The sequence below is a fragment of the Roseovarius sp. B08 genome (assembly GCF_051417955.1).
GTDB lineage: Bacteria > Pseudomonadota > Alphaproteobacteria > Rhodobacterales > Rhodobacteraceae > Roseovarius.
Window position 1 is genome coordinate 4,002,507 of the sequence record NZ_JBPRLW010000001.1, and the last position, 26,716, is coordinate 4,029,222.

At 64.0% G+C, this 26,716-nt stretch carries 23 protein-coding genes, 1 tRNA gene and 2 pseudogenes; 9 read left to right on the top strand and 17 right to left on the bottom strand.

Translation table 11 applies throughout. The annotated features are described in order from the left end of the window. Positions 1-25: 25 nt before the first annotated feature. Positions 26-1,411 (top strand): annotated as a pseudogene (locus tag ACSQ76_RS20370) (PepSY-associated TM helix domain-containing protein). 104 nt (positions 1,412-1,515) lie between these two features. Continuing rightward, on the top strand, positions 1,516-2,217 hold the full coding sequence (locus tag ACSQ76_RS20375) for a calcium-binding protein (RefSeq protein ID WP_437157989.1): 702 nt from the start codon (positions 1,516-1,518) through the stop codon (positions 2,215-2,217). Between the two features lies 1 nt (position 2,218). Here ACSQ76_RS20375 and ACSQ76_RS20380 read toward each other — a convergent pair whose 3' ends face one another. From ACSQ76_RS20380 to dapF, 5 genes are all read right to left on the bottom strand, one after another. Further along, positions 2,219-2,821, bottom strand: a complete 603-nt coding sequence (locus ACSQ76_RS20380) for a glutathione S-transferase (RefSeq protein WP_437157990.1) — start codon at positions 2,819-2,821, stop codon at positions 2,219-2,221. A gap of 52 nt (positions 2,822-2,873) precedes the next feature. Beyond that, positions 2,874-3,494 (bottom strand): FMN-binding negative transcriptional regulator, encoded by a 621-nt coding sequence (locus tag ACSQ76_RS20385; protein WP_437157991.1) that lies wholly within the window; start codon positions 3,492-3,494, stop codon positions 2,874-2,876. A gap of 81 nt (positions 3,495-3,575) precedes the next feature. After that, the gene (locus ACSQ76_RS20390; RefSeq protein WP_437157992.1) at positions 3,576-3,965 is read right to left on the bottom strand and encodes a nuclear transport factor 2 family protein; all 390 of its coding nucleotides are present in this window, start codon (positions 3,963-3,965) and stop codon (positions 3,576-3,578) included. Positions 3,966-3,995: 30 nt separating this feature from the next. Beyond that, the gene (mtaB, locus tag ACSQ76_RS20395) at positions 3,996-5,264 is read right to left on the bottom strand and encodes a tRNA (N(6)-L-threonylcarbamoyladenosine(37)-C(2))-methylthiotransferase MtaB (protein WP_437157993.1); all 1,269 of its coding nucleotides are present in this window, start codon (positions 5,262-5,264) and stop codon (positions 3,996-3,998) included. Next, positions 5,261-6,094, bottom strand: a complete 834-nt coding sequence (gene dapF / locus ACSQ76_RS20400) for a diaminopimelate epimerase (protein WP_437157994.1) — start codon at positions 6,092-6,094, stop codon at positions 5,261-5,263. Before dapF ends, mtaB begins: the two co-directional genes overlap by 4 nt. Before the next feature lie 106 nt (positions 6,095-6,200). Between dapF and ACSQ76_RS20405 the strand changes: the two genes are divergently transcribed. Further along, positions 6,201-6,276: transfer RNA gene (locus ACSQ76_RS20405), tRNA-Lys, on the top strand. Between the two features lie 427 nt (positions 6,277-6,703). After that, positions 6,704-7,933 carry a cation:proton antiporter domain-containing protein gene (locus ACSQ76_RS20410; protein ID WP_437157995.1) on the top strand — a complete coding sequence of 410 codons (1,230 nt, stop codon included), beginning with the start codon at positions 6,704-6,706 and terminating at the stop codon, positions 7,931-7,933. A gap of 76 nt (positions 7,934-8,009) precedes the next feature. On the opposite strand, the gene ACSQ76_RS20415 is transcribed toward ACSQ76_RS20410, so the two are convergent. The 5 genes and pseudogenes from ACSQ76_RS20415 to bhcA form a co-directional block, all read right to left on the bottom strand. Next, positions 8,010-8,615 (bottom strand): exopolysaccharide biosynthesis protein, encoded by a 606-nt coding sequence (locus ACSQ76_RS20415; RefSeq protein WP_437157996.1) that lies wholly within the window; start codon positions 8,613-8,615, stop codon positions 8,010-8,012. A gap of 427 nt (positions 8,616-9,042) precedes the next feature. Then, positions 9,043-10,007, bottom strand: a pseudogene (gene bhcD / locus ACSQ76_RS20420) (iminosuccinate reductase BhcD). A 70-nt stretch (positions 10,008-10,077) separates the two neighbouring features. Continuing rightward, a complete protein-coding gene (gene bhcC, locus ACSQ76_RS20425; protein ID WP_437157997.1) occupies positions 10,078-11,241 on the bottom strand; it encodes a 3-hydroxy-D-aspartate aldolase BhcC in 1,164 nt (387 codons plus the stop codon). A 112-nt stretch (positions 11,242-11,353) separates the two neighbouring features. Then, positions 11,354-12,322, bottom strand: a complete 969-nt coding sequence (gene bhcB / locus ACSQ76_RS20430; RefSeq protein ID WP_437157998.1) for a beta-hydroxyaspartate dehydratase BhcB — start codon at positions 12,320-12,322, stop codon at positions 11,354-11,356. Beyond that, positions 12,322-13,512: an L-aspartate--glyoxylate aminotransferase BhcA gene (bhcA, locus tag ACSQ76_RS20435; protein WP_437157999.1), complete on the bottom strand. Its 1,191-nt coding sequence runs from the start codon at positions 13,510-13,512 to the stop codon at positions 12,322-12,324. The genes bhcB and bhcA overlap by 1 nt, the downstream gene beginning before the upstream one ends. 167 nt (positions 13,513-13,679) lie before the next feature. On the opposite strand from bhcA, the gene bhcR reads away from it, so the two are divergent. Continuing rightward, positions 13,680-14,522 (top strand): HTH-type transcriptional regulator BhcR, encoded by an 843-nt coding sequence (bhcR, locus tag ACSQ76_RS20440; RefSeq protein WP_437158000.1) that lies wholly within the window; start codon positions 13,680-13,682, stop codon positions 14,520-14,522. Between the two features lie 57 nt (positions 14,523-14,579). Further along, positions 14,580-16,763, top strand: coding sequence for a dehydrogenase E1 component subunit alpha/beta (locus ACSQ76_RS20445; RefSeq protein WP_437158001.1), 2,184 nt, complete (start codon positions 14,580-14,582; stop codon positions 16,761-16,763). Positions 16,764-16,944: 181 nt separating this feature from the next. Here the strand turns inward: ACSQ76_RS20445 and ACSQ76_RS20450 are convergent, their stop codons facing one another. The 5 genes from ACSQ76_RS20450 to msrB form a co-directional block, all read right to left on the bottom strand. Then, a complete protein-coding gene (locus ACSQ76_RS20450; RefSeq protein ID WP_306127471.1) occupies positions 16,945-18,342 on the bottom strand; it encodes a TRAP transporter large permease in 1,398 nt (465 codons plus the stop codon). Continuing rightward, entirely contained in the window at positions 18,342-18,971 is a 630-nt protein-coding gene (locus ACSQ76_RS20455) for a TRAP transporter small permease subunit (protein WP_306127470.1), read from the bottom strand. The genes ACSQ76_RS20450 and ACSQ76_RS20455 overlap by 1 nt, the downstream gene beginning before the upstream one ends. Before the next feature lie 67 nt (positions 18,972-19,038). Further along, positions 19,039-20,055: a C4-dicarboxylate TRAP transporter substrate-binding protein gene (locus ACSQ76_RS20460; RefSeq protein WP_437158002.1), complete on the bottom strand. Its 1,017-nt coding sequence runs from the start codon at positions 20,053-20,055 to the stop codon at positions 19,039-19,041. Positions 20,056-20,202: 147 nt separating this feature from the next. Beyond that, positions 20,203-20,712: a peptide-methionine (S)-S-oxide reductase MsrA gene (gene msrA, locus ACSQ76_RS20465; RefSeq protein ID WP_152473310.1), complete on the bottom strand. Its 510-nt coding sequence runs from the start codon at positions 20,710-20,712 to the stop codon at positions 20,203-20,205. Next, complete coding sequence (msrB, locus tag ACSQ76_RS20470; protein ID WP_437158003.1) at positions 20,712-21,155, bottom strand: peptide-methionine (R)-S-oxide reductase MsrB; 444 nt, start codon at positions 21,153-21,155, stop codon at positions 20,712-20,714. Before msrB ends, msrA begins: the two co-directional genes overlap by 1 nt. Positions 21,156-21,290: 135 nt before the next feature. On the opposite strand from msrB, the gene ACSQ76_RS20475 reads away from it, so the two are divergent. Next, positions 21,291-21,428 carry a hypothetical protein gene (locus ACSQ76_RS20475; RefSeq protein WP_437158004.1) on the top strand — a complete coding sequence of 46 codons (138 nt, stop codon included), beginning with the start codon at positions 21,291-21,293 and terminating at the stop codon, positions 21,426-21,428. A gap of 81 nt (positions 21,429-21,509) precedes the next feature. Beyond that, positions 21,510-22,001, top strand: coding sequence for a response regulator (locus ACSQ76_RS20480; protein ID WP_437158005.1), 492 nt, complete (start codon positions 21,510-21,512; stop codon positions 21,999-22,001). Here the strand turns inward: ACSQ76_RS20480 and ACSQ76_RS20485 are convergent. Continuing rightward, the gene (locus ACSQ76_RS20485; RefSeq protein ID WP_306127465.1) at positions 21,981-22,325 is read right to left on the bottom strand and encodes a hypothetical protein; all 345 of its coding nucleotides are present in this window, start codon (positions 22,323-22,325) and stop codon (positions 21,981-21,983) included. The genes ACSQ76_RS20480 and ACSQ76_RS20485 overlap by 21 nt on opposite strands. Before the next feature lie 53 nt (positions 22,326-22,378). Here ACSQ76_RS20485 and ACSQ76_RS20490 point away from each other — a divergent pair, with 53 nt between their 5' ends. Further along, positions 22,379-22,606: a hypothetical protein gene (locus tag ACSQ76_RS20490; RefSeq protein WP_437158006.1), complete on the top strand. Its 228-nt coding sequence runs from the start codon at positions 22,379-22,381 to the stop codon at positions 22,604-22,606. Here ACSQ76_RS20490 and ACSQ76_RS20495 read toward each other — a convergent pair. Then, positions 22,596-26,708, bottom strand: coding sequence for a chemotaxis protein CheB (locus ACSQ76_RS20495; protein WP_437158007.1), 4,113 nt, complete (start codon positions 26,706-26,708; stop codon positions 22,596-22,598). The genes ACSQ76_RS20490 and ACSQ76_RS20495 overlap by 11 nt on opposite strands. Between the last annotated feature and the right edge of the window lie 8 nt (positions 26,709-26,716).

Sequence of the window (26,716 nt, forward strand, 5' to 3'; positions counted from 1 at the left end):
CGTCATGGTTTCCGACCCTACCCCCATGGGCGCGGCCCAGACCGCTGCGCATGACCCGCAAAAACTCTACCGCGCCGCGTGGCGCTGGCACTTCTACGCCGGGCTTTACGTCATCCCCTTCTTCGCCCTTCTGGCCATCACCGGCCTGATGATGCTCTGAATCGCTCATATCGACGGCCGCGACGGCGAACGCATCCCCGTCACCGCATTGGAGGCACCCACGGCCGTCTCGGATCAGGCCAAGGCAGCCCTCGCCGCCGTCCCCGAGGGCGAGCTGCGCGCCTACATCGCGCCCCGCACCGACGATGTCGCCGCCGTCTTCCGCGTCGACGATGCCACCGGCCCGCAAATGGACGCCGTCGATCCCTACACGGCTCGGGTCATCCAAAGCTGGCCGCGCCGCAGCGGCTGGTACGACTTTGCCGACAGCCTGCACAGCGACATCAGGCTTGGCGTCACCGGCGACCGGATGCTGGAAATCGCCGCCTCCATCGGCATGGTCTTGATTGCCACAGGCCTTTACATGTGGTGGCCTCGTGGCGGCGGCACCTGGCGCGAGGCTCTGTTGCCCCGCCTGGGCCGGGGCCGCGCCGGCTGGCGTGCTCTGCACGGCGCAGCGGGCTTCTGGATCTCCATCATCCTCATCTTCTTCCTGCTCTCGGGCCTCTCTTGGACGGGAATCTGGGGCGCCAAGATGGTCCAGGCCTGGAGCCAGTTCCCCGCTGAGAAGTGGGACAATGTCCCCCTTTCCGACACCACCCATGCCAGCCTCAACGCCGGCCGCGCCGACGTGCCCTGGGTGCTGGAGCAGACGCCCCTGCCCGCCTCTGGCAGCCAAGCCGGCACCGACGGCCTCGCCCCCGGCACGCTGGTCAACATCGACAGCATGGACGCGCTGGCCCGCCAGATCGGCTTTGACGGGCGCTACCAGATGAACCTGCCCTCGGGCAAAACCGGCGTCTACACCTTCGGGCGGGATTCGATGAACACCGATGACGTGAACCCCACCACCGACCGTACCACCCACGTGGACCGATATACCGGGAAGATCCTCGCCGATATCCGCTACGAGGACTACTCGCTGGCCGGCAAGGCCATGGCCGTGGGCATCGCCCTTCACATGGGCACGCTGGGCCTCTGGAGCGTTCTGGCCAACACCGCCTTCTGCCTGACGGTGCTGATGCTCTGCGTCACGGCGGTGGTGATGTGGTGGAAACGCCGCCCCTCGGGCACCCTGCGCCTCGCCCCGCCGCCGATGCCCGCCAACATGCCGCTCTGGTCCGGCGCAGTGCTGGTGGGTCTGCTGGTGTCCCTGGCCTTCCCCCTGGCTGGCCTGACGCTGATCGGGGTCATCGCGCTCGACGTGTTGGTGATTTCCCGCATCCCGCCGCTGCGGCGCCTGCTGACCTGAGCCACATGAAACGGCCCGAGGTCTCTCCACCCCGGGCCGCTTTCTTTGAACGCTGCGCTTCCGCGACCCGACACATGGTCATGTTCAACGCAGAGGACCACACAATGAAACGCGACAGCTTCCAGTTCATCGACAGTGCCACCCACGATTTCACCGCCAGCACCTCTACAAATAAGGGTGTATTCAGCTTCGCCGGACGCCCCGACCTGCCCGGCGATTTCACCGATGGCGAAGACAGCCACGATGGCGCCCCCGGCGGCCGCGTCCTGCCCGGCGAGGTGCATGGCACGAAAGGCGACGACCATATCTTCGACACCAATACCGCGGACGGCTCACGATACTACGGCTTCGCCGGCGACGACACGATCGAAACCGGCGCGGGAAATGACAGCGTCTTCGGCGGGCTGGGCAATGACGTGATCATCGCCAATGGCGGCGATGACGTGGTCGTGGGCGGCGAGGGCGACGACAACCTCTATGGCGAGGCCGGCGACGACAGCATCCACACCGGCGAAGGCGCCGATATCGTTTTCGGCGGCACGGGCGACGATTTCATCTTCCTGACCGACGACGGCGACGTGGACAGCGTCTACTTCGTGCAAGGCAACGGCAATGACGTGATCGACAATTTCGAGACCGGGATCGACCAGGTCGGCATCGGCGGCTTCGGCTTTACGTCCTTCGCCGACATCGAAGGCCTTATCACCTATTCCGGCGATCAGGCGCTGATCGACCTCGGCAATGGCGACTCGATCATCTTCACCGGCCTCGAAGCGCCGCTCGCCGCCGACGACTTCATCTTCTGACTCAGACGGGCGCGGTGGCCGTCATGCTCTCGCGCTCGGCAAACGCCGCGAACCAGTCGGCCAGCGCGTCATTGCCCTTGCGCCAGCCCCGATCGTCCAGCCGGAAATCAAGATAGCCCAGCGCACAGCCCACCGCGATCTGCCCCGCATCCAGCGGCCCGCGCAGATGGCTCATCCACCGCGCATTGATCGCCGCCGCGCTGCGCGCGACCTTTTCCCACTGCGCCTCGATCCACGGCTCGTAGACCATGGCTTCGGGCCTTACCCGCCGCTCGTAGACCATCGCCAGCGCCGCATCCAGAATCCCGTCCGCCGTCGCCTCCAGCGTCAGCGTCTCCCAGATCCGGCCCTGCGGGTACAGCGTCGTGCCCGCCCGCGCATCGAGGTAGCGACAGATCACCCGGCTATCGTACAGCGTCGGCCCGTCATTGCGAACAAGCGCCGGAATCTTGCCTACCGGGTTCGCCGCTGCCACCATCGCATCGGTCGCCACCGGCGTGGTCGTCACCTCGACCATCTCGACCTCGTCGATCAGCCCGGTCTCGATCAGGGTCACCTTCACCTTGCGCCCATAGGGCGACGGCTTGGCAGAGATCAGTTGCATCGCATATCCCTTTCCGATTTTCTCACAGGCTACGCCGCCGATCCGCCAAGGTCTAGCTGCCCGCCTCCCGCATCAGCGCGCCCAGCGCCCCGGTCTGCACGCCCATCCCCGATGCCTCCACCGCCTCGGCGGCCCGCAGGCGCACTTCGTCGGCCTTGTTCTGGTTCAGCTTCCATGTGCCGGCTATTTCGTCCACCCGCATCCGGCACGGCACGATCTGCCGCATCGTCCGGTCCATCACGTCCGGCGTCATCTTGTCGGCCGTCCACGGCGCCTTCGGAAGCAACTGTTCCTCGAACTGCGCCGATTGCCGGTCCAGCAAATCGCGCATCTCGGCCTGTGGCCGCAGCTCCACTTCCCCCAGCAGATGCACCGCCACGTAATTCCACGTCGGCACCTGGTTCTCCACCCCGTACCAGTCCGGCGAGACATAGGAATACGGCCCAACGACAGCGATCCGCGCATGCAAAGGCGCAGAGAGCGCCCGCGCGATCGGGTTCGAGCGCACAAGGTGAAACTCCGCCACCGCCCCGTCCTCCGACAACAGGAACGGGATATGGCTCATCAGCGGCGCGCCCTCGCTCGCCAACGCCAGCACGCCAAAGCCTTGCGCCCGCGCGAACGCGATGTTCCGCGCGTCGGGCGTCTGGCGAAAGATCGGATTGGGATGCATGGCATGGCTCCTTTTGCGCCCACCATGTCGCGGCGCCGGGCCTCAAGGCCAGCAAAGAATTGTCCCCGTCACAATCGCGGCTCAGGGGTCCCGGGCGAAGGCGGCGGTATCGTGATACTCGACAATCTCGGTGATCTGCCCGTCCCTGACCGCAAAGAACAGAGCCAGCCGCGTGTCGAACTGCCGCCCCGTCTGCTTGTGCGTCGCCCCGTGCGCCACTTGCGCCGCCGCCAGATCGCCGCTCACGATCAGGTCGACGATCCGGTAGTCGCTGATGTCCCACCGTTCCAGTATCGCGCCCACAGCATCAGAGAACGCCGGTTTTCCCGTCACGTCACAGGTGAACTTCCCACATTCCGGCTGACCGTTGATCCAATAGCAAAGGTTGTCGGCCAAAAACGCATCCAGCGCGCCCGTGTCGCCGCTGGAATACGCCGTCACTGCCTTTTCGATAATCTCTTCCGTACGCATGCGCGCCTCCCCCGGCCGACCGCATACAGTCTAGCACAAGGCCGGGTCTGCCGTCAGCCGCGCCGCATCATGCCCGGTCACGCGGGCCGACACGATCTGCCCCTCGGGTTGGTCACTGCCGAACGTCACCTCGGTGAACTGCTCGGTCCGCCCTATCCGGGCATTTTCCAGCAGAACCCTGTGCACCCGCCCCTGCTGTTCGTCCAGATGCCGCGCCACGCGCGCCGCGCCCACCGCCCGCAACCGTGCCGCCCGCTCCTTGATCGCCCGCCCGTCCACCTGCGGCATCCGCGCCGCCGGAGTGCCCGGGCGCGGGCTGTAGGGGAAGACATGCAGCCAGGTCAGCCCACACTCCTCGACCAGCCGCAGCGAGTTCTCGAACGCCGCCTCTGTCTCGGTCGGGAACCCGGCGATGATATCCGCGCCAAAGGTCATATCGGGCCGCAGCGCACGCGCCTCCTCGGAAAACCGGATCGCATCGTCCCGCAAATGCCGCCGCTTCATCCGTTTGAGGATCAGGTCGTCGCCATGCTGCAGGCTCAGATGCAGATGCGGCATCAGCCGCGCTTCGGTGGCAATCGCCCGCATCAGGTTCTCGTCCACCTCGATCGAGTCGATCGAGGAAATCCGCAACCGCGGCAGATCCGGCACCAGCTTCAGGATACGCATCACCAGATCGCCCAGCTTGGGTTCCGCCGGCAGGTCCGCGCCCCAGCTTGTCAGGTCCACGCCGGTCAGCACCACTTCGTTATAGCCCCGATCGACCAGCCGCTTGATCTGATCCACCACAACCCCCGCCGGCACGCTGCGAGAGTTGCCCCGACCGTAGGGAATAATGCAGAACGTACAGCGATGGTCGCACCCGTTCTGCACCTGCACATAGGCGCGGCTCCGCGTGCCGAACCCGTCGATCAGATGCCCTGCCGTCTCGGTGACGCTCATTATGTCGTCGACCTGCACCGCCTCTGTCTCGCCGATGAAATCGGCGGCAAGACCCGCCCAGGTGTCGCGCACCATCTTTTCGGTGTTGCCGATCACGGCATCCACCTCGGCCATGGCCGAAAACGTCTCGGGTTCCGTCTGCGCCGCGCAGCCCGTCACGATCAGCCGCGCCTCGGGGTTCTCGCGCCGCAGCTTGCGAATCTCCTGCCGCGCCTTGCGCACCGCCTCGGCGGTCACCGCGCAGGTGTTCACCACCACGGCATTCTCCAGCCCAACCGCGCCGGCAAGCTCCTTCATGGCTTCCGTCTCGTACGCGTTCAGCCGACAGCCCAGCGTGGTGAAGACCGGCGCGCTCATGACGCGGCCCTCAGGAAATCCGCCGTCAGCACCCCGTCGCAGACATGCATCGTCGGCCCGGTCATCCAGACGCCATCCTCGCGCCACTCCACCCGCAGCGTGCCGCCATCCAGGTCGATCCGCACCTTGCGCCCCGTCAGCCCCCGCCGTGCCGCCGCCACGGCGACCGCACATGAAGACGACCCCGAAGCCAGCGTCAAACCCACGCCCCGCTCCCAAACCCGCATCCGGATGTGATTGGGGCCGACAATGCTGGCCACCTGCACGTTGGTCCGCTCGGGAAACAGTGGATGATGCTCGTAGCGCGGCCCGAAACTCTCCATCGGCACCGCCTCGGCATCCTCGACGAAGAAGGTGCAATGCGGGTTACCCATCCCCGTCGCCACAGGCCCGCCCTCTATGGGCAGTTCCAGCGTGTCCATTTCCTCGGCAAGCGGCACCCCGTCCCACTCCAGGAACGGCGCCCCCATGTTGACCGAGGTCAGCCCATCGCCCGCGTCCACCGCATAGAGATCCCCCCGTGCCGTGGTCAGGTGCAGGCTCTCCTTGCCCGATTCGTCCAACAGATACCGCGCGATGCACCGCGTCGCGTTCCCGCAGGCCGCGGCCTGCGTCCCGTCGTTGTTCCAGAACTCCAGATGCGCATCCCCCGCGCCCGCGTGCATCACCGCCATCTGATCGAACCCGATCCCGCGATGCCGGTCCCCGATGGCCCGCGCCAGTCCCGGCGTGACCTCCAGCGCGCGCACACGCGCATCCACGACGACAAAGTCGTTTCCCAGCCCGTGCATCTTCATGAAGGGCAACCCGGTGTCCTGTGCATCGCTCATGGCCGCGCATATAAAGCCCCCGTCTCGACGAATCCAGCCACACCGGAAAATTCCCTTCGATTCGGGCTTGACCCCCTGCGCCCTCTTTCTAGATAGGCCGCCTAGTGGGCCGTTAGCTCAGTTGGTAGAGCAACTGACTTTTAATCAGTGGGTCGCAGGTTCGAATCCTGCACGGCTCACCACTTTTCAAGGACTTGGCAGGTCACCGTTCTACCTTTTGATGGGCCGCCGTGTTCAGGGGTGCCTACCTCTGCGGCATCTGAAAGCTTGAGTGACCAAGAATCGGAACACAGCTGCTCCAAACGCTGACACAGTGTGCCACACAAGGGACAATTCGTTCCCGTCTCGACTTTGTCATATCTGCACCTCGTGCGATCCAGGGCGCATCGGCGGGGTCGATCTGCTTCGCATTCCGTTCTTCCTTCGGCGTCGCGTTGGCGTTTGCCTCAGTGGTGACCGATAGAACAACGATAGGTTCAACCACCCTTTCGCCGATTCAAAGATGGAGTTATCCGTTTTGATGTCGGACCACGGCGGCCTTCGGGGCGAAAAACGTTAGATCTTCGTTAAACTCTCCCCAGCGTCGAACACGGGGAACGGTGAACGATCATGCAGCAGCTCTATCTGACGATGGCAATATCAGCACTCACGGTGGTTCTGCTGGGCCTCACCTCGGGCCCCTTGCAGAAGCTACCGGTTTCTCGACCTCTGCTGGCACTTTGCGTCGGAATTGCTGCAGGACCTACAGGCGCGGGCTTACTGCGCCCGGACGAATGGGGAGCGCCGCATGCGATCCTGAAAGAGGCCGCACGGCTGACATTGGCGATCTCCGTGATGGGTGTGGCCCTGCGTGTGCCGATAAGGGACCTCCTGGAGTTGCGGCGGCCTCTGCTTATCCTGCTTGGACCGGGGCTGTTGCTGATGTGGGCGGTCTCCAGCGGTCTGGCGTGGCTGGCATTCGGGCTGGCGCCGTTGCTGGCGATGAGCCTCGGAGCGGCCCTCACGCCGACCGATCCGGTCGTCGCGGCCTCGATCGTCACCGGGCATGTCGCCGAGGCCGAGTTGCCGCAAAAGAGCCGGAGCATCCTGTCAGCGGAATCAGGCGCCAATGACGGGCTGGCCTATCTGCTGGTGCTCCTGCCTCTCCTGATGATGACAGAAGGAAGCGAGGCGGGGCTGACGCAGGTGATCACCCATGTCATCCCTGTCGACCTCCTGCTCGCGGTCGGGATAGGGGCGACGCTTGGTGGGCTGACGGGCGTGGCGCTGCGCGTCGGCGATCGGCGCGGCTGGGTGGAGCACAGCTCGCTTCTGAGCCTCTCGGTGGCTCTGGCGCTGCTGGCGGTGGCCGGCGCGCACGCCGTGGGCTCGGATGGTATACTGGCGTCTTTCGCCGCCGGCGTGGCTTTCAATACGCTTGTCGATCGCGAGGCCGAGCTGGAGGACGAGAACGTGCAGGAGGCCGTCACCAAGCTGTTCACCCTGCCAGTCTTCGTGCTGACCGGGGCTCTGTTGCCGTGGAACGCGTGGCTTGATCGTGGCTGGACACTGCTCGTTTTCGCTTTGGCAGTTCTGGTGTTGCGCCGGCCGCTGGCGATCCTGCTTCTGGTCCCGTTTCTGAAGATCAGTCGTCGCGACGCAGTGTTCTTTGGCTGGTTCGGACCGGTCGGTGTGGCAGCGATCTACTATGCCCTTCATGCCGAAGAAACCCTTCACGATCCCCGCATTTGGACGATGGCGAGCGCCGTAGTCGCGGTTTCAGTGCTGCTGCATGGGGTAACGGCCAGCCCCGGCGTGATGCTTTACGGCCGCAGGGCGAAGGGTGCGCGCCCTGAATGATCGGCCGCTCGGCCCGCCCTCGGGTGATTAAGCAGGAACGAATACGGCCTCGACTCCGGCGTGCGCCCGCTTGGATTCAGCCCGAGGAGCCCCCTGAACCGACAAGGCCCCAAAATCCGAAAACAACCGCAAAGACCGCTCCTGTAAAACCCAAGAGCATGAGAAGACCGTCGCGGTAGAGCAGGCCGAGGCCGAAAATCGCAACAACGATCATGGGGCCGGACGTGGCGAAAGGAACAACCTCGAGAGGCGGCACCATAAGGAGAAGCCCCAGGATCACGATGCAGGCCGCCCGCCTTGCAGTCGAGCCCGCGAAACCTGACAGGCGCTCCTGAAGCTTTGCATCGATCCGAAGCGATAGAGGCTTCAACCAATCAACTGACTTGACCACGCGTTCCGACCTGAGCTTGCGTCGACGGAGCCAGTCGGGAGCCCAGAAATGCTCATAGCCCGCCAGCAGTCGAATAGTGAGAATGGCGAGCGTGAGCGCGAGGAATGTCGGGAAACCCGGAATGCCGCCGATGGGAGTGAGTTCGAGCAGGGGCAGAGTGGCCAATGCGGGTCCGTATCCACGATGATCGAGCGCATCGATCAAACGGCCTGCCTCAACCGAATCTCTTCCCTCGAGAGCTTTTTCGAGCTCTTCAAGGACGTCACTTAAAGCGCCTTCTTCTTCCCTCATACCGCGACATCCTCCACCGGAACCAACGCCATCTGGAAACGATCGTTCCTCGATCTCACATTGCGCGTCGAGCTCGATACAGGCATCCGCACATCCCGTTCCCAAGAGGCCCGCCAGGCCCGATCCGGGCCGTGAACGCTGATCGATAAGTCTGATTTCAAAGACTGGATCAGCCGCTTTCGAAGCGCTCTCATGCAGCCGACAGCAAGCGATGAGTCGTTGCCGGCGCGATCAGCGCCTGACCGACTCCACCCGGCTACGGGTTCGTCCCGGTAGACGGGCTCTTTCCCCGTCGCTGCGATGCAATAGATCCCGGATTACGCGGCCCTGTCCGGGCCCTTCCAGCCAAAGGTCCAGGCCAAAGCAAAAGGCGCGAAGTTTCCCCCGCGCCTCTAACTGGGCCTGGCCCAGGGGCGAAACGTCCGCCTCAGAAATCCACCTCGATGGCGCGGCCCTGCTCCACGGCCAGGTCCACGACGCTCGCGGCCACGGCCAGATCCTGCAACCCCACACCGGTGCCGTCGAACAGCGTGATCTCCTCATCGCTCGTCCGCCCCGGATGGGTGCCGTTGATCACCGCGCCGATCTGGTGCACGTCGCCTTCCGTGATCAGGCCCTCGCTCACCGCGTGCTGCGCCTCGCCGATGCTGACCGACTGCGCCACCTCGTCGGTGAAAACCGTCGCCTTTTGCAAAAGTGCCGCCTCGACCTCCTGCTTGCCTTTGGTGTCGGTGCCCATGCAGGCCACGTGACAGCCCGCACCGACATGGTCGGCCATCAGCGTGGCATTGAACGACGAAGTGATCGAGATGATCACGTCCGCCTCCGTCATACCCTCCAATTCGACCGCTTCGAAAGCCACGCCGGCTTCCTTGGCGACCTTCTCGATATTGGGCAGCATCTCGGGGTGATAGTTCCAGCCGATCACCTTCTCGAACTGGCGCTGCTCCAGCGCCGCGCGCAATTGGAACGTCGCCTGGTGCCCTGCGCCGACCATGCCGATCACCTTGGCATCCTTGCGCGCAAGATGCTTGATCGACACCGAAGAGGCGGCGGCAGTGCGCAGCGCGGTCAACAGGTTGCCGCCCACCATCGCCTTGGCCTTGCCGGTGTCGGGATCGAACAGGAACACCGTCGACTGGTGGTTGATGATGTCCCGCTTCTCCAGGTTGTTGGGCCAGTACCCCCGGCCTTCAGCCCCAGCGTCAGACCCGCCTTGTCGAACCCGCCCTTGAAGCCGTAAAGCGCGTCCTCGTGCCCGATCGCCTCGCGGACGACGGGAAAGTTATACGCGTCACCCGCCGCCATCGCGGCAAACACCTTTTCGACGGCATCGAACGCCGCTTCTCGGGTCATCAGGTCGGCAATCTCGCGCTCGGGAACAATGATCATGTTTCGGGGCCTTTCAAAAAAGCGGGGTCAGCGAAATGCCAACCCCGACAGTCCACAGGAAGAATTGGGTTCAGTACGCGTGGCCGCGGGCCGACACCGGCCAGACGGTTTCCACCTTGCCGTTCCGCACACCCACGTACCAGTCATGCACGTTGGCGGTCGGGTCGCAGTGGCCCGGCACCAGCTTGAGCTTGTCGTTGACCTTCAGCGCGCCGCCGGGATCCTTCACCACGCCATGCTCGTCCGAGCATTTGATGTATTCGACGTCATCGCGGCCAAACACCACCGGCAGGCCACTGTCGACCGACTGCGCCTTCAGGCCCGCGTCGACGATCGCCTTGTCCGCCTTGGCGTGGGACATGACCGAGGTCAGGATGAAGAACGCGTTCTCCCACTCGCCCTGGTCGATCCGCTTGCCTTCCTTGTCGAGGATGCGGCCGTAATCGGCGTCCATGAAGGCGTAGGAGCCGCATTGCAGCTCGTTATACACGCCCGAGTTCGACTCGAAGTAATACGATCCGGTGCCGCCACCGCCGACGATATCGCAGTCCAGCCCTTCGGCCTTCAGCGTGTCGACCGCGTCCTTCACCATCGCCACGGCGATGTCGATCTTTTCCTTGCGGTCGTCATAGCTGTCCATGTGCTGCATCGCGCCCTGATAGGCCTGGATGCCCGAAAACTTCAGCCCGTCTGCCGCGTCGATCGCCTTGGCGATCTCCACCACTTCGGGCGTCGTTGTCACGCCGCAGCGGCCCGCGCCACAGTCGATCTCGACAAGGCACTCGATCTCGGTGCCGTGCTTCTGCGCCGCCGCCGACAGGTCGGCCACGTTGGCCAGGTCGTCCACGCAGCAGATCGTCCGCGCGCCCAGCTTCGGCAGCTTGGCCAGTCGTTCGATCTTGGCCGGGTCGCGCACCTGGTTGCTGACCAGGATGTCCTTGATGCCGCCACGGGCGAACACCTCGGCCTCGGATACTTTCTGACAGCAGACGCCGCACGCGCCGCCCAGTTGCTCCTGCAGCTTCTGCACGTCCACGGACTTGTGCATCTTGCCGTGGGTGCGGTGGCGCATGCCGTGTTCCTTGGCGTAATCGCCCATCTTCTTGATGTTGCGCTCCAGCGCATCGAGGTCCAGCACAAGGCAGGGCGTCTGGATCTCGGATTCGTCCATCCCCGGCTTGGCCGGAATGTCGAAGCCCACTTCGAAATCGTCGAGATTGCTCATGTCTTTCATCGGATCTCTCCCTATCCAATTGATTTGACTGTCATGCAGGGCCTCGCCGCCCTGCCGGCTCATATCGTCTACGTAAGTTTCCTATCGGAAACCACAACCGGGTGCAAAGGAATCACGTCATCCACGGCAACTTGTCCAGATCGACATTGCCGCCGGTCACGATCACACCCACGCGCTTGCCCTGGAAGGCAGCCGGGTTCTTCAGGATCACCGCCAGAGGCACGGCACAGCTGGGTTCCATGACGATCCGCAGGTACTTCCACGTGATCTTCATCGCCTCGATGATTTCTTCCTCGCTGGCGGTATACATCTCGCTCACGTGGTTCGACACGAAATGCCATGTCAGGTCCTTCAGCGGCACCTTCAGCCCGTCCGCGATGGTGTCCGGCGCGTCGTCGGCGATGATGTGCCCGGCCTTGAAACTGCGATAGGCGTCATCCGCCTGCTCCGGCTCGGCCGCGATGATCTTCACCTCGGGTGCCAGGTTCGACAGCGTCAGGCAGGTGCCCGAAACCATGCCGCCACCCCCGATGGGCGCGACCATCATCTCGAGGCCATCGACCTGCTCCATGAACTCCTTGGAACACGTCCCCTGCCCGGCAATCACGCGCGGGTCGTTATAGGGATGCACGAACTCGCCGCCGGTCTTTTCCTGCACCTCGGCGAACACCGCCTCGCGGCTTGACGTGGACGGCTCGCACTCCGTAATCGTCCCGCCATAGCGCCGCACGGCGTCCTTCTTGGCTTGCGGCGCGGTGCGCGGCATCACCACGTTGCACGGGATGCCCCGCCGCCCCGCCGCATAGCTCAGGCACAGCGCGTGGTTGCCGGACGAATGCGTGGCCACACCCTTTTCCGCCTGTTCGTCGCTCAGGCCGAACACGGCATTCGATCCGCCACGGACCTTGAACGCCCCCGGCTCCTGAAAGTTCTCGCATTTGAAGAACAGCTCTGCGCCGGTCAGTTCGTTCAGATAGTCAGACCGCAGCACCGGCGTCCGGTTGATATGCGGCTTGATCCGCTCATGCGCGTCCAGCATGTCCTGGTATGTGGGGATATACATCTCCGTGGCGTCCTTCATCAGGCAGCGTCCTTCTGGCTCTGGGCCGGGCGCCGGCGCCACACATCCTGTGCCGCGGCCACACCGGACCCAAGTTCGATATCAAGACCCAGGTCCACCATGCACATTTCCGCCGTGCCAAGGCCGGACAGGGCCATCGCATCCGTCAGGCTTCCAAGGTGACCAAAGCGGAACACCTTGCCCGCGACCTCGCCAAGACCCACACCGAACGCCATGCCATAGGCATCCGCCGCATGGGTCACGATCTCGGTCGCGTTAAAGCCTTCAGGCGTGCAGATAGCGCTTACCGTATCCGAGTAAACCTCCGGCGACTTGGCACAAAGCGGCATTCCCCATGCCTTCGCCGCCGCGCGAACGCCATCGGCAATGCGCGTGTGCCGGGCGAAAACCGCCTCCAGCCCTTCGTCCAGCAGCATGTCGCAGGACACTTTCAGACCGTTCATCAATCCCACGGCCGGCGTATAGGGATAGGCACTGGCCGCGTAGCCTTTCAGCATATCGTGCACATCAAAGAACGTCCGGTGCAGCTTGGCCGACTTCGTCGCCTCCATCGCCTTTTTGCTGAACCCGACGATGGCCAGGCCGACAGGCAGCATGAACCCTTTCTGCGAGCCGGTCACGGCCACGTCCACGCCCCACTCGTCCATGCGGAAATCCATCGACCCGATGGAGCTGACGCCGTCCACGAACAGCATCGCCGGGTGGCCGGCGGCGTCCATCGCCTTGCGGATCGCTTCGATGTCCGACTTCACGCCGGTCGCCGTCTCGTTATGCGTGGCCAGCACCGCCTTGATCTCGTGCCCCTTGTCGGCGGTCAGGATCTCGCCATACCGCTCGGCGGAAATGCCCTCGCCCCAGGGGGTCTCGTCGATCACCAGGTCAAGCCCGTGCCGCTCGCACATGTCGATCCAGCGGTGGCTGAACATGCCGTTGCGCGCAATCAGCACCTTGTCGCCCGGCGACAGCGTGTTGGTCAGCGCGGTTTCCCAACCGCCCGTGCCGGTCGACGGAAAGATGAACACCTCCGCCGAGGTCGACTTCAGCACCTTTTGCACGCCCGCGCGGGCGGGGTGCAGGATATCTCCGAAGATGGCCGACCGGTGGTCGATCGTCGGCATGTCGCAGGCTTTGCGCAGGCTCTCCGGCACGTTGGTCGGGCCGGGAATGAAAACGGGATTCTGAAAACTCATGTTCGTCTCCTCCAAAACTCACCGCCTGTGTACAGGGCTTGCTCACGCTTGAAAATTTTTTTGAAATCATTTTTCATTTTTGATTTGAGTTGATTTATTTATACTTGTCAGACGCTTATATTTTTCATAATGTGAAGTAATATTTCAAAATTACACCGAGGCATCAAATGGCCGAGCCGAATCCCTCGCCCCGACGCGCCCGCGGCCGCCCCCGCGGCTGGGACGACAAGACCGATCAGAACACCATCAAATCCCTCGACCGCGCCATGGAAGTGCTCGACTACGTCAGCCAGCACCAGGGCAAGGCGCTTTCCGAACTCGCCACCGAGATGGACCAGTCCCCCGCCACGCTCTACCGCGTGCTCGTCACGCTGGAAACGCGCGGCCTGGTGGAGTTCGACCCCGAGGAACAGGCCTGGCATATCGGCCCGCAGGCCTTCATCATCGGCGCCCGCTTCCTGCGCCGCACCACGCTTGTCGAACGCGCCCGCCCCATCCTGCGCCGCCTGATGGAGGCGACCGGCGAAACCGCCAACCTGGGCGTCGAAACCTCCGGCCAGGTCCTCTTCGTCAGCCAGGTCGAAACCCATGCCAGCATCCGCGCCTTCTTCCCGCCCGGCACGCTCTCGCAGATGCACGCCTCGGGCATCGGCAAGGCGCTGATGGCCGAAATGGACGACGCCCGCCTGGCCCGCCTGCTCCAGGGTCAGACCCTCACCGCCTATACCGAGCACTCCATCACCGACGCCGGCATATTGCGGGCCGAACTCGCCCGCACCCGCGCCCGCGGCTATTCCATCGACGGCGAGGAAAAGAACATCGGGATGCGCTGCATCGCCGCCCCGGTCTTCGATTTCAACAACGAGCCCGTCGCCGGCCTCTCCGTTTCCGGCCCCACCAGCCGCGTCGGCACCGGCGATATAGACCGCCTCAGCGCCGCCGTGATGCAGGCCGCGACCGACCTCACCACGGCCATCGGCGGCGTCACCCGCCACGTTCCCGGCACCTGACCCTTCCCATTCCCGCGCCGCTTGGCTACGCCTTCCCTCACAAGAAGGAGCCCGCCCATGGACCGCGCCCAGATCGTGCACGAAAACTTCCTGTCCCGCACCGATGCGGGCGATCTGCCCCCGGGGCGCGATCCTGTCGGTCCGCTCGACCCCGACACCGCCCGACTCATCTTCCGCGCCCAATGCCTCTCCCGCGCGCTCGACGCCCAGGCGCGCGTCATGCAAAAGGCCGGTCAGGGCTACTACACCATCGGCTCCTCGGGGCACGAAGGCATGGCCGCCGTCGCCGCCGCCCTGCGCCTCACCGACATGGCCTTCCTGCATTACCGCGACGCCGCCTTCCAGATCGCCCGCGCCCTGCAGACCGGCCACGACGATATCGCCATGGACATGGCCCTCTCCTTCGCCTGCTCCTCCGAGGATCCCATCTCCGGCGGCCGCCACAAGGTGCTTGGGTCAAAGGCGCTCAACATCCCGCCCCAGACCTCCACCATCGCCAGCCACCTGCCCAAGGCGGTCGGCACCGCCTATTCCCTCGGCCTCGCCCGCCGCCACGCGCCCGAGCATGAACAGCTGCCCCGCGACAGCATCGTCATGGCCAGCTTCGGCGACGCCTCGGCCAACCACGCCAGCGCCCAGGCCGCCTTCAACACCGCCGCCTGGACCGCCTACCAGAACGTCCCCCTGCCAATGCTTTTCGTCTGCGAGGACAATGGCATCGGCATCTCCGTGAAAACGCCCAAGGGCTGGATCGCCGCCAATTTCGCGCACCGCCCGGGCCTGACCTACATGGCCTGCGACGGGCTCGACATCTACGACACCTTTGCCACGGCGCAGCGCGCCGCCCACCACGCCCGCACCCACCGCCAGCCGGTCTTCCTGCACATCCGCACCGTGCGCCTCTACGGCCATGCCGGCGCCGACGTGCCCACCACATACCTGCCCAAATCCGAGGTCGAGGCCGACGAGGCCAACGACCCCCTCCTGCATTCCGTCCGCCTGCTGGACAGCTCCGGCATCCTGACCCCGCCGGACGCCCGCACCCTCTACACCGACACCTGCGCCGAGGTCGAAAAGACCTGCGACAAGGCTGCCACCCGCCCCCGCCTGCAAACCGCGCAGGATGTCATGGCCTCCCTCATCCCGCCCAAACGCGAATGCGCCCCCACCAACGGCCCCACGCCCGAGGCCCGCGCCGCAGCCTTCGGCCCCGACCTCAAGGCGATGAATGAGCCGCAGATCCTGTCACGCCACATCAACTGGGCGCTCACCGACCTCATGCTCACCCACCCCGAGATCACGCTGATGGGCGAGGACGTGGGCCGCAAGGGCGGCATCTACGGCGTCACGCAAAAGCTGCAAAACCGCTTCGGCCCCGACCGCGTGATCGACAGCCTGCTCGACGAGACCTCGATCCTCGGTCTCGGGCTTGGCTTGGCCCATAACGGCTTCCTGCCGATCCCCGAAATCCAGTTCCTCGCCTATCTCCACAATGCCGAGGATCAGTTGCGCGGCGAGGCCGCCACCCTGCCTTTCTTCTCGAACGGCCAATACACCAACCCAATGGTTATCCGCATCGCAGGCCTGGGCTATCAGAAAGGCTTTGGCGGGCATTTCCACAACGACAATTCCGTCGCGGTCCTGCGCGACATTCCCGGCCTGATCCTCGCCTGCCCCTCCACCGGTGCCGACGCCGCCATGATGCTGCGCGAATGCGTCCGTCTCGCGCGCGAGGAACAGCGCCTCGTCGTCTTCCTCGAACCCATCGCCCTCTACCCCATGCGCGACCTCACGGAGGCGGGCGACAACGGCTGGCTCACCACCTACCCCGACCCGTCCGAGACCATTCCCCTGGGCCAGGTCGGCCAGCACGGCGACGGCACCGATCTGGCCATCGTCACCTTCGGCAACGGCCACCACCTCTCGCGCCAGGCGCAAGCCCAGCTTGACGCCGACGGGATCAAGACCCGCGTCATCGACCTGCGCTGGCTCTCCCCGCTCCCCGGCCCCGCCCTTATCGACGCCGTGAAGGGCTGCAAACGTATCCTGATCGTGGACGAAACCCGCCACTCCGGCGGCGTGGCCGAGGCGCTGATGGCGCTCTTCACCGAGCACACGGACATCCCCCACAGCCGCCTCACCGCCACCGACAGCTTCATCGCTACCGGCCCGGCCTATGCCTCCACCATGCCAAGCGCCGACTCGATCCTCACCACCGCGCGCACCCTCTGCCGCGACTAGACGACCCCGGCTTTCATCGTTCCAGAAATACTCGAAATCGCCACGCGGGCCACAGGGCGCAACGCCCGCCCTGTTCATCCGGGCCTTCGGACGATGGCACCGCAGCGATACAGTCGAAATACCGACACGATACCGACGTCGTTTTCGCCTTTTCCGCCCCGTTAACCTTCGCGTCCCGCGGTCACGCCAGCCCCGGCAGCCACAGCACGATGATCGGAAACGCCACCAGCAGCCCGATCGTCACCGCATCCGCGATGAAGAACGGCATCACCCCCTTGAACACGTCCTGAACGCTCAGGTCCGGGCGCACGCCCGCCACCACGAAACAGTTCAGGCCGATGGGCGGCGTGATCAAACAGAACTCCGCCATCTTCACCACCAGGATCCCGAACCAGATCGCGCACATCTCGCCCGACATGCCGAACGCGCTGTCCTCGACACTGACGAACTCGCCCCCGTTCAGCGCCATGACCGCCGGATAGACCACCGGCAGCGTCAGCAGCAGCATCCCGATCGCATCCATGAACATGCCCAGCACGGCATAGGCCAGCAGGATGCAGATCAGGATCAGCATCGGCGACACGGTCAGCGAGGTGATCCAGTCGGCAAACGCCCCCGGCAGGTCCGCAAACCCTAGGAATCGCACGTAAATCAGCACGCCCCAGATGATGGTGAAGATCATCACCGTCAGCTTCGCGGTCTCGATCAGCGCCGACTTCAACTCGCCCAGCCGCATACCCCGATAGAGCGCCATCAGGAACACGATGAACGCCCCCACCGCGCCGCCTTCGGTGGGCGTGCCCCAAGCATCGCCGAACGGGTTGTAGACGAAGAAGATGATGATCACGACCACCGCCACGATAGGCAGCGCGGCCGGCAGCGCGGCGAATTTCTCGCGCCAGGTGAACCCGCCCACCGGCGGCCCCACGGACTTGAAAATGACCGCGATCCCGATGATCAGCGTGGCATAGACGATGGCCGAAAACGCCCCCGGAATGAACCCGGCAAGCAGCAGTTTGCCGACGTCCTGCTCCACGATAATCGCGTAGATCACCAGGATGGCAGAGGGCGGAATGAGGCTCGCCAAGGTGCCCCCGGCGGCCACGACACCGGCAGCGAACTGTTTGTTATACCCAATTTTAAGCATTTCGGGGATAGCTATGCGGGCAAACACCGCCGCCGTGGCCACCGACGCCCCCGACACCGCCGCGAAACCGGCGGTGGCGAACACCGTCGACACGGCCAGACCACCGGGCACCCAGGCGATCCACCGCTTGGCGGCCTCGAACAGGGCGCGCGTCAGGCCCGCGTAATAGGCCAGATACCCGATCAGGATGAAGGTCGGGATCAGGGAAAGTGCGTTCGCCGAAACCTTGGAGTGCGGCACCTGTCCCGCGACCTTGACGCTGATCTCCACCGCTTTCCACAGCCGGGCGGGGTCATAGTCGAACCCGTTCCAGCGCAGCCACACAAGGCCCAGGAACCCCGCCAGCCCGGCGGCAAAGGCCACGCGCATCCCGATGACCACCATCACCAGCATGAAGCCGGTGGTCCAGAGGCCGATGGTGATCGGGTCCATCAATCCCGCCCTTCCAGCTGCTCGGCCTCAAGCGCGGCTTGCTCGGCGACCGACAGGGCCAGTGGCACCGCGACGGGTCGCTCCAGCCCACGCAGGAAGGCGCGGCCATAGCCGACGGCCTGCAACACCAGCCTGACCACCAGCACGCCCAGCGCCACCGGCACGACCAGTTTCGCCGGCCAGACCGGCAGCCCGATGTCGATGGTGCTGTCCCGCGAACACAGGGGCCGTGCACAATCGAACGACCGGTCGAAATGCGCCCAGGAGCCCCAGACCAGAGCCACGATCAACACCAGCACCAGCAGCACCGTCAACAGTTCCAGAAACCACAGCAGGCGCCCGCTCAGGTTCCCGATCAGGATGTCCATGCGGATATGCCCGCCCTCGCGCTGAACATAGGACACGCCCATGATCGCAATGAGCGGCATCAGCACCTCGATGTAATCGACATATCCCGCCAGCGGCGCGTCAAAGAACTTTCGCCCCGAAACCGAGTAAGCCGCCAGAAACATTAGGGAAAACGCCGCGATCCCGCTCAACAGCGCCATGAACCGCTCCAGGGGAAGCAGCGCGCGATCAAGCCGGCTTAGCAGGCTGCTGTCGCTCAGAACGGTCGATGCCCCGGCCATCCGATCCTCCCCCGTCAGGAATACAGCACCGCCCGGCGCGACGCCGGGCGGTGCAGATCATATGCGATCAGTTGGAGGCGCGCTGCTCTTCAAGCGTGCTCTGCACGAGGTCGTAAAGCTCCTGGCCCGGCAGGCCCTGCGCTTCCATCTCCTCGATCCAGGCTTCGCGCGCGGGGTCCGCGGCCTGGGCCTTGAACTCTTCTTTCACGCTGTCCGAGATCATCACCTTTTCGACGCCCTTCTCCTCCAGAACGCTGTCCCAGCGCTTCAGAAGCTCGCCGTAGTTGGCAAGGTAATGGTCCAGCGCCTCGGGCACCGAGCTGTCCAGCGCCTCGCGGTGCTCGTCGCTCAGCCCTTCATAGGCGTCGATATTCACCACCACGGGGCAGTTCACCGTGCCGGGGTTCAGGTTGGCCGTCCACCAGTCCGCCTGGTTGATCGTGCCGAACGACAGGTGCGCGTGCTGCGCGAAAGACACCGTGTCGACCACGCCCGATTCCATCGCCTGATAGGCTTCGGTCGCGGTAACGGATGTCGGTACCGCGCCGACCGCCTTGAACGCCTCGCCAAGACCGCCTGTGGCCCGCACGCGCATGCCTTCGAAGTCGGCCAGCTCGTCGCGCGGCTCGCCGGTTCCGACCAGGTTGTACTGCGGCATGGGCGATGTCATCAGCAGCTTGGCGTTCCACTGCTCCATCTCCTCCGTTGCGGCGGGATGGTTGTAGACGGCCGTCGAAACCGCCATCTCTTCCTCGAGGTTGCTGACACCCAGGAACGGAAGCTCCAGCACGGTGATCACGCGGTTCTTGTCGGGGTGATAGCCCGCGCAGAACTGCGCCATCTCGAAGGCGCCGATGGAAATCCCGTCCAGGTTTTCCTTGTTGTTGGACAGCCCGCCATAGCTGACGTTCATGGTGAACTCGCCGTCGGTCTTCTCGGCGACCAACTCGGCCAGCTTCTCGACATGCTCGGTGAAGGCGCGGCGCTTGCCCCAGACCGAGACGTTCCATTCCACAGCCAAGGCTTCTCCGGCAAAAGCAAAGGACAGCGCGGCGGTGACGCCGGCTCCGATCATCTTGTTCATTGGTTCTCTCCCTGTTTGTGGCGGGAATACTAAGTGTCTCGACCCACGACGCAACAGGGTATTTTTGGGTAGATATTCGGCAAACCGAAAAAGCCGGCCCGGATGGGACGGCTCTCTACGGCGGATCGGCAGGTAGTTTCCTGCGCCCTATTCCGCAGCGTCGCGCCGCGGCAACACCCAATCGGGGCGCGGGAAATGGCAGGTATAGCCCGCCGGAAACCGCACCAGATAGTCCTGATGCTCGGCCTCGGCTTCCCAGAAATCGCCCACGGGCTCGACCTCGGTCACCACCTTGCCCGGCCAAAGGCCGGACGCGTTCACATCGGCAATCGTGTCCTCGGCCACCGCCTTTTGCTCTTCGTTCACGTAATAGATCGCCGAGCGATAGCTCATGCCCACGTCATTGCCCTGACGATTCAGCGTGGTCGGGTCGTGGATCTGAAAGAAGAACTCCAGGATCTGCCGATAGCTGATCTTGTCGGGATCGAACCAGATCTCGATGCCTTCTGCATGGGTGCCATGGTTGCGGTAGGTGGCATTGGGCACGTCACCCCCGGTATAGCCTACCCGGGTCTTGCCGACGCCCGGCATCTTGCGGATCAGCTCCTGCATGCCCCAGAAGCATCCGCCTGCCAGCACTGCACGTTCTTCAGCCATTATACGTCCTCCACTTGATCCAGATAGTCACCATAGCCCTCGGCCTCCATCTCGTCACGCGGGATGAACCGCAACGAGGCCGAGTTGATGCAGTATCGCAGCCCGCCCCGGTCCTGCGGCCCGTCGGGAAAGACGTGACCCAGATGGCTGTCGCCATGGGCGCTGCGCACTTCGGTGCGAACCATGCCAAGCGTGTCGTCGCGCAGCTCGGTCACGTGCGCGGGCGCGATCGGCTTGGTAAAACTCGGCCAGCCACAGCCGCTTTCGAACTTGTCGGACGACGCGAACAGAGGCTCGCCCGACACGATGTCGACATAGATGCCGCTGGCCTTGTGATCGTTGTATTCGCCGGTAAAGGGCCGCTCGGTGCCGTTCTCCTGCGTCACGCGGTATTGCTCCGGCGTCAGCCGCGCCACCGCGTCTTCGGTCTTCTGGTAGGTCATGGATACCCCCGCTTTTGCTTTCTCAAGAGAAATGGCCTGTCCCCGGCGCTTTGCAAGCCCTGAACGCGCAGGCGTGATTGAACGGAAACACATCTGCGGTCGACCCATGATCACGCAATGGAAAGGACACCCATCATGACCCCGCGCACCGATCCTCCGCTCGCCCGCTCCACCGCTCACCCTGCGCCAGCCACCGATGCCGGCCTCAAGGTCCATACACAGTTCCTGCCGGCCGATCGCGCCACGCAGATCCTTCTGCAACAGTTTGTCTGAGCCGCGATTCAATCCGCCCTGCCAGCCCGGCGCCGAACGGCATCTACACGGGCGGCGGGCCGCTCATCCTCGCGCCGGAAATTGCGCGACAGAAGCGTTCATGGTACGGTACCGAGCGAACAGAAAAACTCTGAGGTTAGTCCTATTTCCCTGTCATCGGTTCTTGTCGTAGAAGACGATCCGGTCATCCGCGTCGGTCTCGAGATCGCGCTGGATGACGCCGGCTGCGAGTCTCTGCAAAGCGTATGCTGCTACCAGGACGCGCTTGCGGCAATCAACGCCGACGCGTTCGATTACTGCATTCTCGACCTGGATCTGGGCAATACCTTTTCCGGTGCATTCCTGAACGAGCCCGAAGGCAAACGCCTGCTGGCCGTGCTGAAATCCCGCGGCGTATCCACGGTGGTCTATAGCGGCATCCTCGGCGAACAGGGTCGCATCCTCGATATCGACCCCTCCGCGATCACCATCGACAAGACCGAGCCCGCCGAGATCGTGATCGAGACGCTGTCGCGTATGCCGCGCGGGATGTCCGCCCCGGCCGCGTCGAGGTCAGTGGCGGACACTCCCTAGGAACTGCTCCAGCTGCGCTTCCGTATACGGCTTTTCGATCACCAGCACCTCGTGCAGGTCAGGCGGCAGGTATTGTCGCCCATGAGCCGTCAGAAACGCAAATTGCACGCCGTCATGATACAGACGCCGCGCCAGTCCGGTACTGTTCTTGTCCTTGCCGAGATTGTAATCGACGAAGGCCGCATCCGGAAGCGACCCGTCGCAGGATTGCATAGCGGGGGCCTCGGCGCTGAAGGGGCCGACAACCTCGTGCCCCATCTGTTCCAGCATCTCCGCCAGATCGACCTGCAAGAGCGGATCGTCTTCCAAAACCAGAACCTTCATTACCGGTCCTTCCCGGCGCGGTCTCACGCCAAATCTGCGAGGGATATCCTGACATGAATACCCGTGTCGCGATAGTCTATCGTCACTGCCGCGCCTTGCGCTGCAAGGATGCGCGTCAGCAAGGTGGTGCCAAAACCACTCGTCGTCGGTGCCTCAACGCCCGTAAGGCCGGATTCGATCCAGTCTATCTGCAAACCCCCTCGGTCTTCCAGGTGATGTCCAGTCGTCCGTCCTCGCTCGACAGGGCGCCGTATTTGCTGGAATTCGTCGTCAGCTCGTGAAATCCCAGCGCCAGCGTCTGCACGAGACCGGGGGCAACTCCACGTAGGGGCCCCCCAGGTGGATCGCATCGATACGGCTCGCGCGATACGGGTCGATCTCGGTCTCGATCAGTTGCTTCAGCGACATGCCCTGCCACTTGGCATCCGCCAGTTGCCGGTGTGCCGCCGCCATCGCCCGGATACGCGCCTGGAGCGCATCGCGGTACTCCTCTAGGGTTTTCGACGACCGCCCGGTCATCCGCGAGATGGTCGAGACCGTGGCCAGGATATTCTTCACCCGGTGCTCGAGTTCGGCCGAGATGACCGCCAGCCTTTGCGCCTCCGCCTTGCGATCGGTGATATCGAGGTTCAGGCCAACCCACGAGGTGATCCGCCCCGAGGCATCGCGGATCGGTCGTCCAAGGGCCAGCGTGTGATAGGTCTTCCCGTCCTTGCCGATGATGTCCAGTTCGCGTTCCCAGGGCGTTCCCGTCCGCAAGGTTTCCCGCCACAATTCCTGAACCTCCTGGCGCATCGCCGGGGCGACACTATCGCTCAGGCCTCCGGCCCTGGCCTCTTCCAGCGTCTTGCCGACCAGGTCCAGAAAGGCCGGGCTTACATAGGTCAGCTTGCCCTCCGCATCGTTGATCCACACACCGAACGGAATCGATTCACCCAGCGTGCGATACTGGTCGAACCGCTCAGCAAGGTCGCGCTCCAATCGCTTGCGCTCGGTCACGTCAAGCGCGGCGGAATAGAACCCCGTCACCGCACCCGCTGCATCCCGTCGCGGGGCATAGCTGGCCAGCACATCGCGACGGTTGTCGCTCGACGCCGGGCCGATCCTCACCTCGAAGTTCTGCACCTCGCCGCGCAGCGCGTTGGCGACGTAGGGCGCAATGGTCTCGTAGGCGTCGGGATTGACCAGATCCGAAACCCGCATCCCTTCGATCTCTTCGGCCGTCCGCCCCCAGAACTCGTAGGCCTTGTTGACGAACTCGTAGCGCTGGTCGGCATCTATCACCGCGAACAGGATCGGAAGGCTGTCAGCCATGTCGCGCAACTGCCGTCGCTCCTCCTCGATGTTGTCCAACGCCCGGCCCCGCGCGATAACCAGCCACAGAACATTCGAGACCGCCTGAAGAAAATTGATGTCGTCGGCGTTGAAGCTGCAGCGGTCAAAGTCGCTTTCATGCACCCCCAGAACGCCCCAGGGCGCGTCATTCGGTCCGATGATCACGCTTGCACCGCAAAGGATGTGGTGGTCTTTCAGCAGCCTTGGCGCGGTGAACCGCTTCTCCTCGCGAAAGTCGCGCACAACCACGGCGCCGCGCTGTTGCAGGGTATACCCCGCCTGACTCTCGACGCCCGAGCCGACGGTGGATTCCCCCACTGTCGCTTCGGTCCAGCCCACACCGGCGCGCAGGGTCAGATATCCGCCGCCGGGGTCAAGTTGAAGCACCTTGGTATACCGCGCGCCCATGTGCTCCGACAACTCGCGCACCGCCATGTCAAACACGTCCTGAAGATCCGCCCCCGACAGAGCGGCCCGGCCCAGTTCGGCCACCGCCTCCTGCTGCGCCTCACGTCGGCGCGCGGCGGCCCGCGCTTTTTGCAGGTTGGTGACGTCGGTATAGCTAACGACCACGCCCTGGATCGCGTTCTCCGAGGTGCGATAGGGGCGCAGGCGCCGAATGCGGTGCCTGCCGTCGTCGGTGCTGATCTCCGCTTCCATGTCTGTGAGCTTTTCAAGGCAGGTGCGCGCATCCTCTATCAGGTCCGGGTCCTGCACCCGCATCACGATATCCTCGACCGGGCGACCGACATCGCCGTCGATGATGCGCATCACGTCCTTCATCGCCGGGGTGAACCGCCGGATCAGCAGGTCGGTATCCAGGAAGATCACGCCAATGTCGATCGAGGTCAGCAGGTTGTTGAGGTCGTTGTTGGTCTCCTCCAGTTCCTCGATCTTGTCCTCGAGCTGGTTGTTGACGGTCGACAGTTCCTCATTGAGCGATTGCAACTCTTCGCGCGACGTCTCCAACTCCTCGTTGGTCGACTGAAGCTCCTCGTTCATGCTCATGACTTCTTCGTTCGACGCCTTGAGCTCTTCGTTCGAGGTCTCCATCTCTTCGATGATCGATTGCAGGTCTTCGCGAGTGGATTGCAGTTCGTATTCCAGCGTTTCCACCGCATCCCGCTCGTCCGGCCCGGCCTCTTTCAGCGCCTTGGCCCGTGCGGCGTCCTCGGCATCCGTGTCACGCACGTCAGAGGCATCGTTGAAACAGACAAGGTAGGTCCGCTCGCCATCGTCGCCGACGACAGCTTCGGCAAGGATCCGGACACTGATCTGGCCGTCTCCGCGCGGCACGTTCAGCGCCAACGCCTCCGCCTCCTTGCCCCCCGTCCGCAAGGTATTTAGCACCGTGCGCAGCTTGCCGCGCAGTTCGGGCACCACGATATCCGACAATCGGCTTGTCTGCTCGCCATCCGGAAACTGCAGATAGTCACGCACCGCTCCGTGAAAATAGAGCGCCTCCATGCTGCTGCTGATCACCACGCAGGGCGGCACGAAACGCTCCATAAGCTGGCGCCGTGCGGTCTCGGCCACCGGGGCGAAAGAGCGCGTGCGCGACGGCAGTTTCATTCCGTCTTGCGTCCCGCTCGGCGGAACCGGGAACTTTCCCGGCCGGACCCGGCTGTTGATCGCCTTGCGATAGATCCGGCTGCTTTTCTCGACCGGCGAGAACAACCGCCCGGGCCGCTCCGCATTCTCGGAATTGCCCAAGAGCAGGTGCCCGTTCTCGCTCAGCGCGAAGTGGAACATCTCGATCATCCGCTGCTGTACGTCGGGTTCGAGATAGATCATCACGTTACGGCAACTGATGATGTCCAGTCGCGAAAAGGGTGGGTCCGAAATCACGTTCTGCGTCGCAAAGACCACGGTTTCGCGCAGCCGCTTGCTGACCTGGAACGTCTCGTCCTCCTCGGTGATGAAACTGCGCCGCATCGGCTCGGGTATGTCCGGCAGCGCTGCGACCGGGTATCGCCCGGTCCGGGCCACATCGATGGCCCGCGAATTGAGATCGGTGGCAAACACCTGGACCGGAAGGTCGGCGCGGCGTCTGTCCAGCCGATCAAAGATCGTCATGGCCAGGGTATAGGCCTCTTCCCCGCTGGCGCATCCCGGTACCCAGGCACGTATTCCGTCTTTGGTGTTCTTGCCGTCCAGCATCGGCTCTATCACCTTGTCGGCAAGCACCTCCCAGACGTCGGGCTCGCGGAAAAAGCGGGTTACGCCGATCAGCAGGTCACGGAACAGGCTGTGCACTTCCTCGGGTGTCTCGTTCAGGTGTTCCACATAGTCCGACAGTTCCCGGAACTGGCCCAGCCCCATGCGCCGCTGTATGCGCCGCTCGACCGTGCCGCGCTTGTAGTCGCGAAAGTCATACTCGGTCTGCGACCGCAACAGCCGCAGAACCTCGTTGTACCCGTCAGGCGTTTGCTGCGACAGCGGCGTTTCGGCCTCATTGGACTCGCGCAGATAGGGATGCTGAAAGAACTGTTTCAGCCGCTCCGGCATCTCCGCTACCGGCAGAACGAAATCCACCAATCCTGTACTGACGGCGCTGCGCGGCATCCCGTCGTGCTCCGCCTCGTTCGGATCCTGTGCCATCGCCATGCCGCCGGCCGCCTTGATCTCCCGCAACCCCAAGGTCCCGTCGCTGCCGGTGCCCGACAGCACGATGCCGATCGCCTTCTCCCCACGCTCCTCTGCCAGCGACCGGAAGAAATAGTCGATGGCCATCCGTATCCCATTTTCCTCGACCGGTGCATCGAGGCTGAGCTTGCGGTCGGTCAGGCGGATGAATTTGCCTGGCGGGATGACGTAGACGGTGTCGCGCGCCAGCAGCATGTCATCCTCGGCCTGCACCACGGTCATCGCGGTCTGCCGCGTCAACAGGTCCGCCATCATGCTGGGATGGTTCGGGTCCAGGTGCTGAATAAGGATGAATGCGGCGCCGGTATCGTCCGGCAATGCGTGCAGAAATCGCTTGTAGGCGTCCAGCCCACCGGCCGAGGCACCGATACCGACAATAGGGAAGTCACCGTGCTCTGCCATGCGATCTC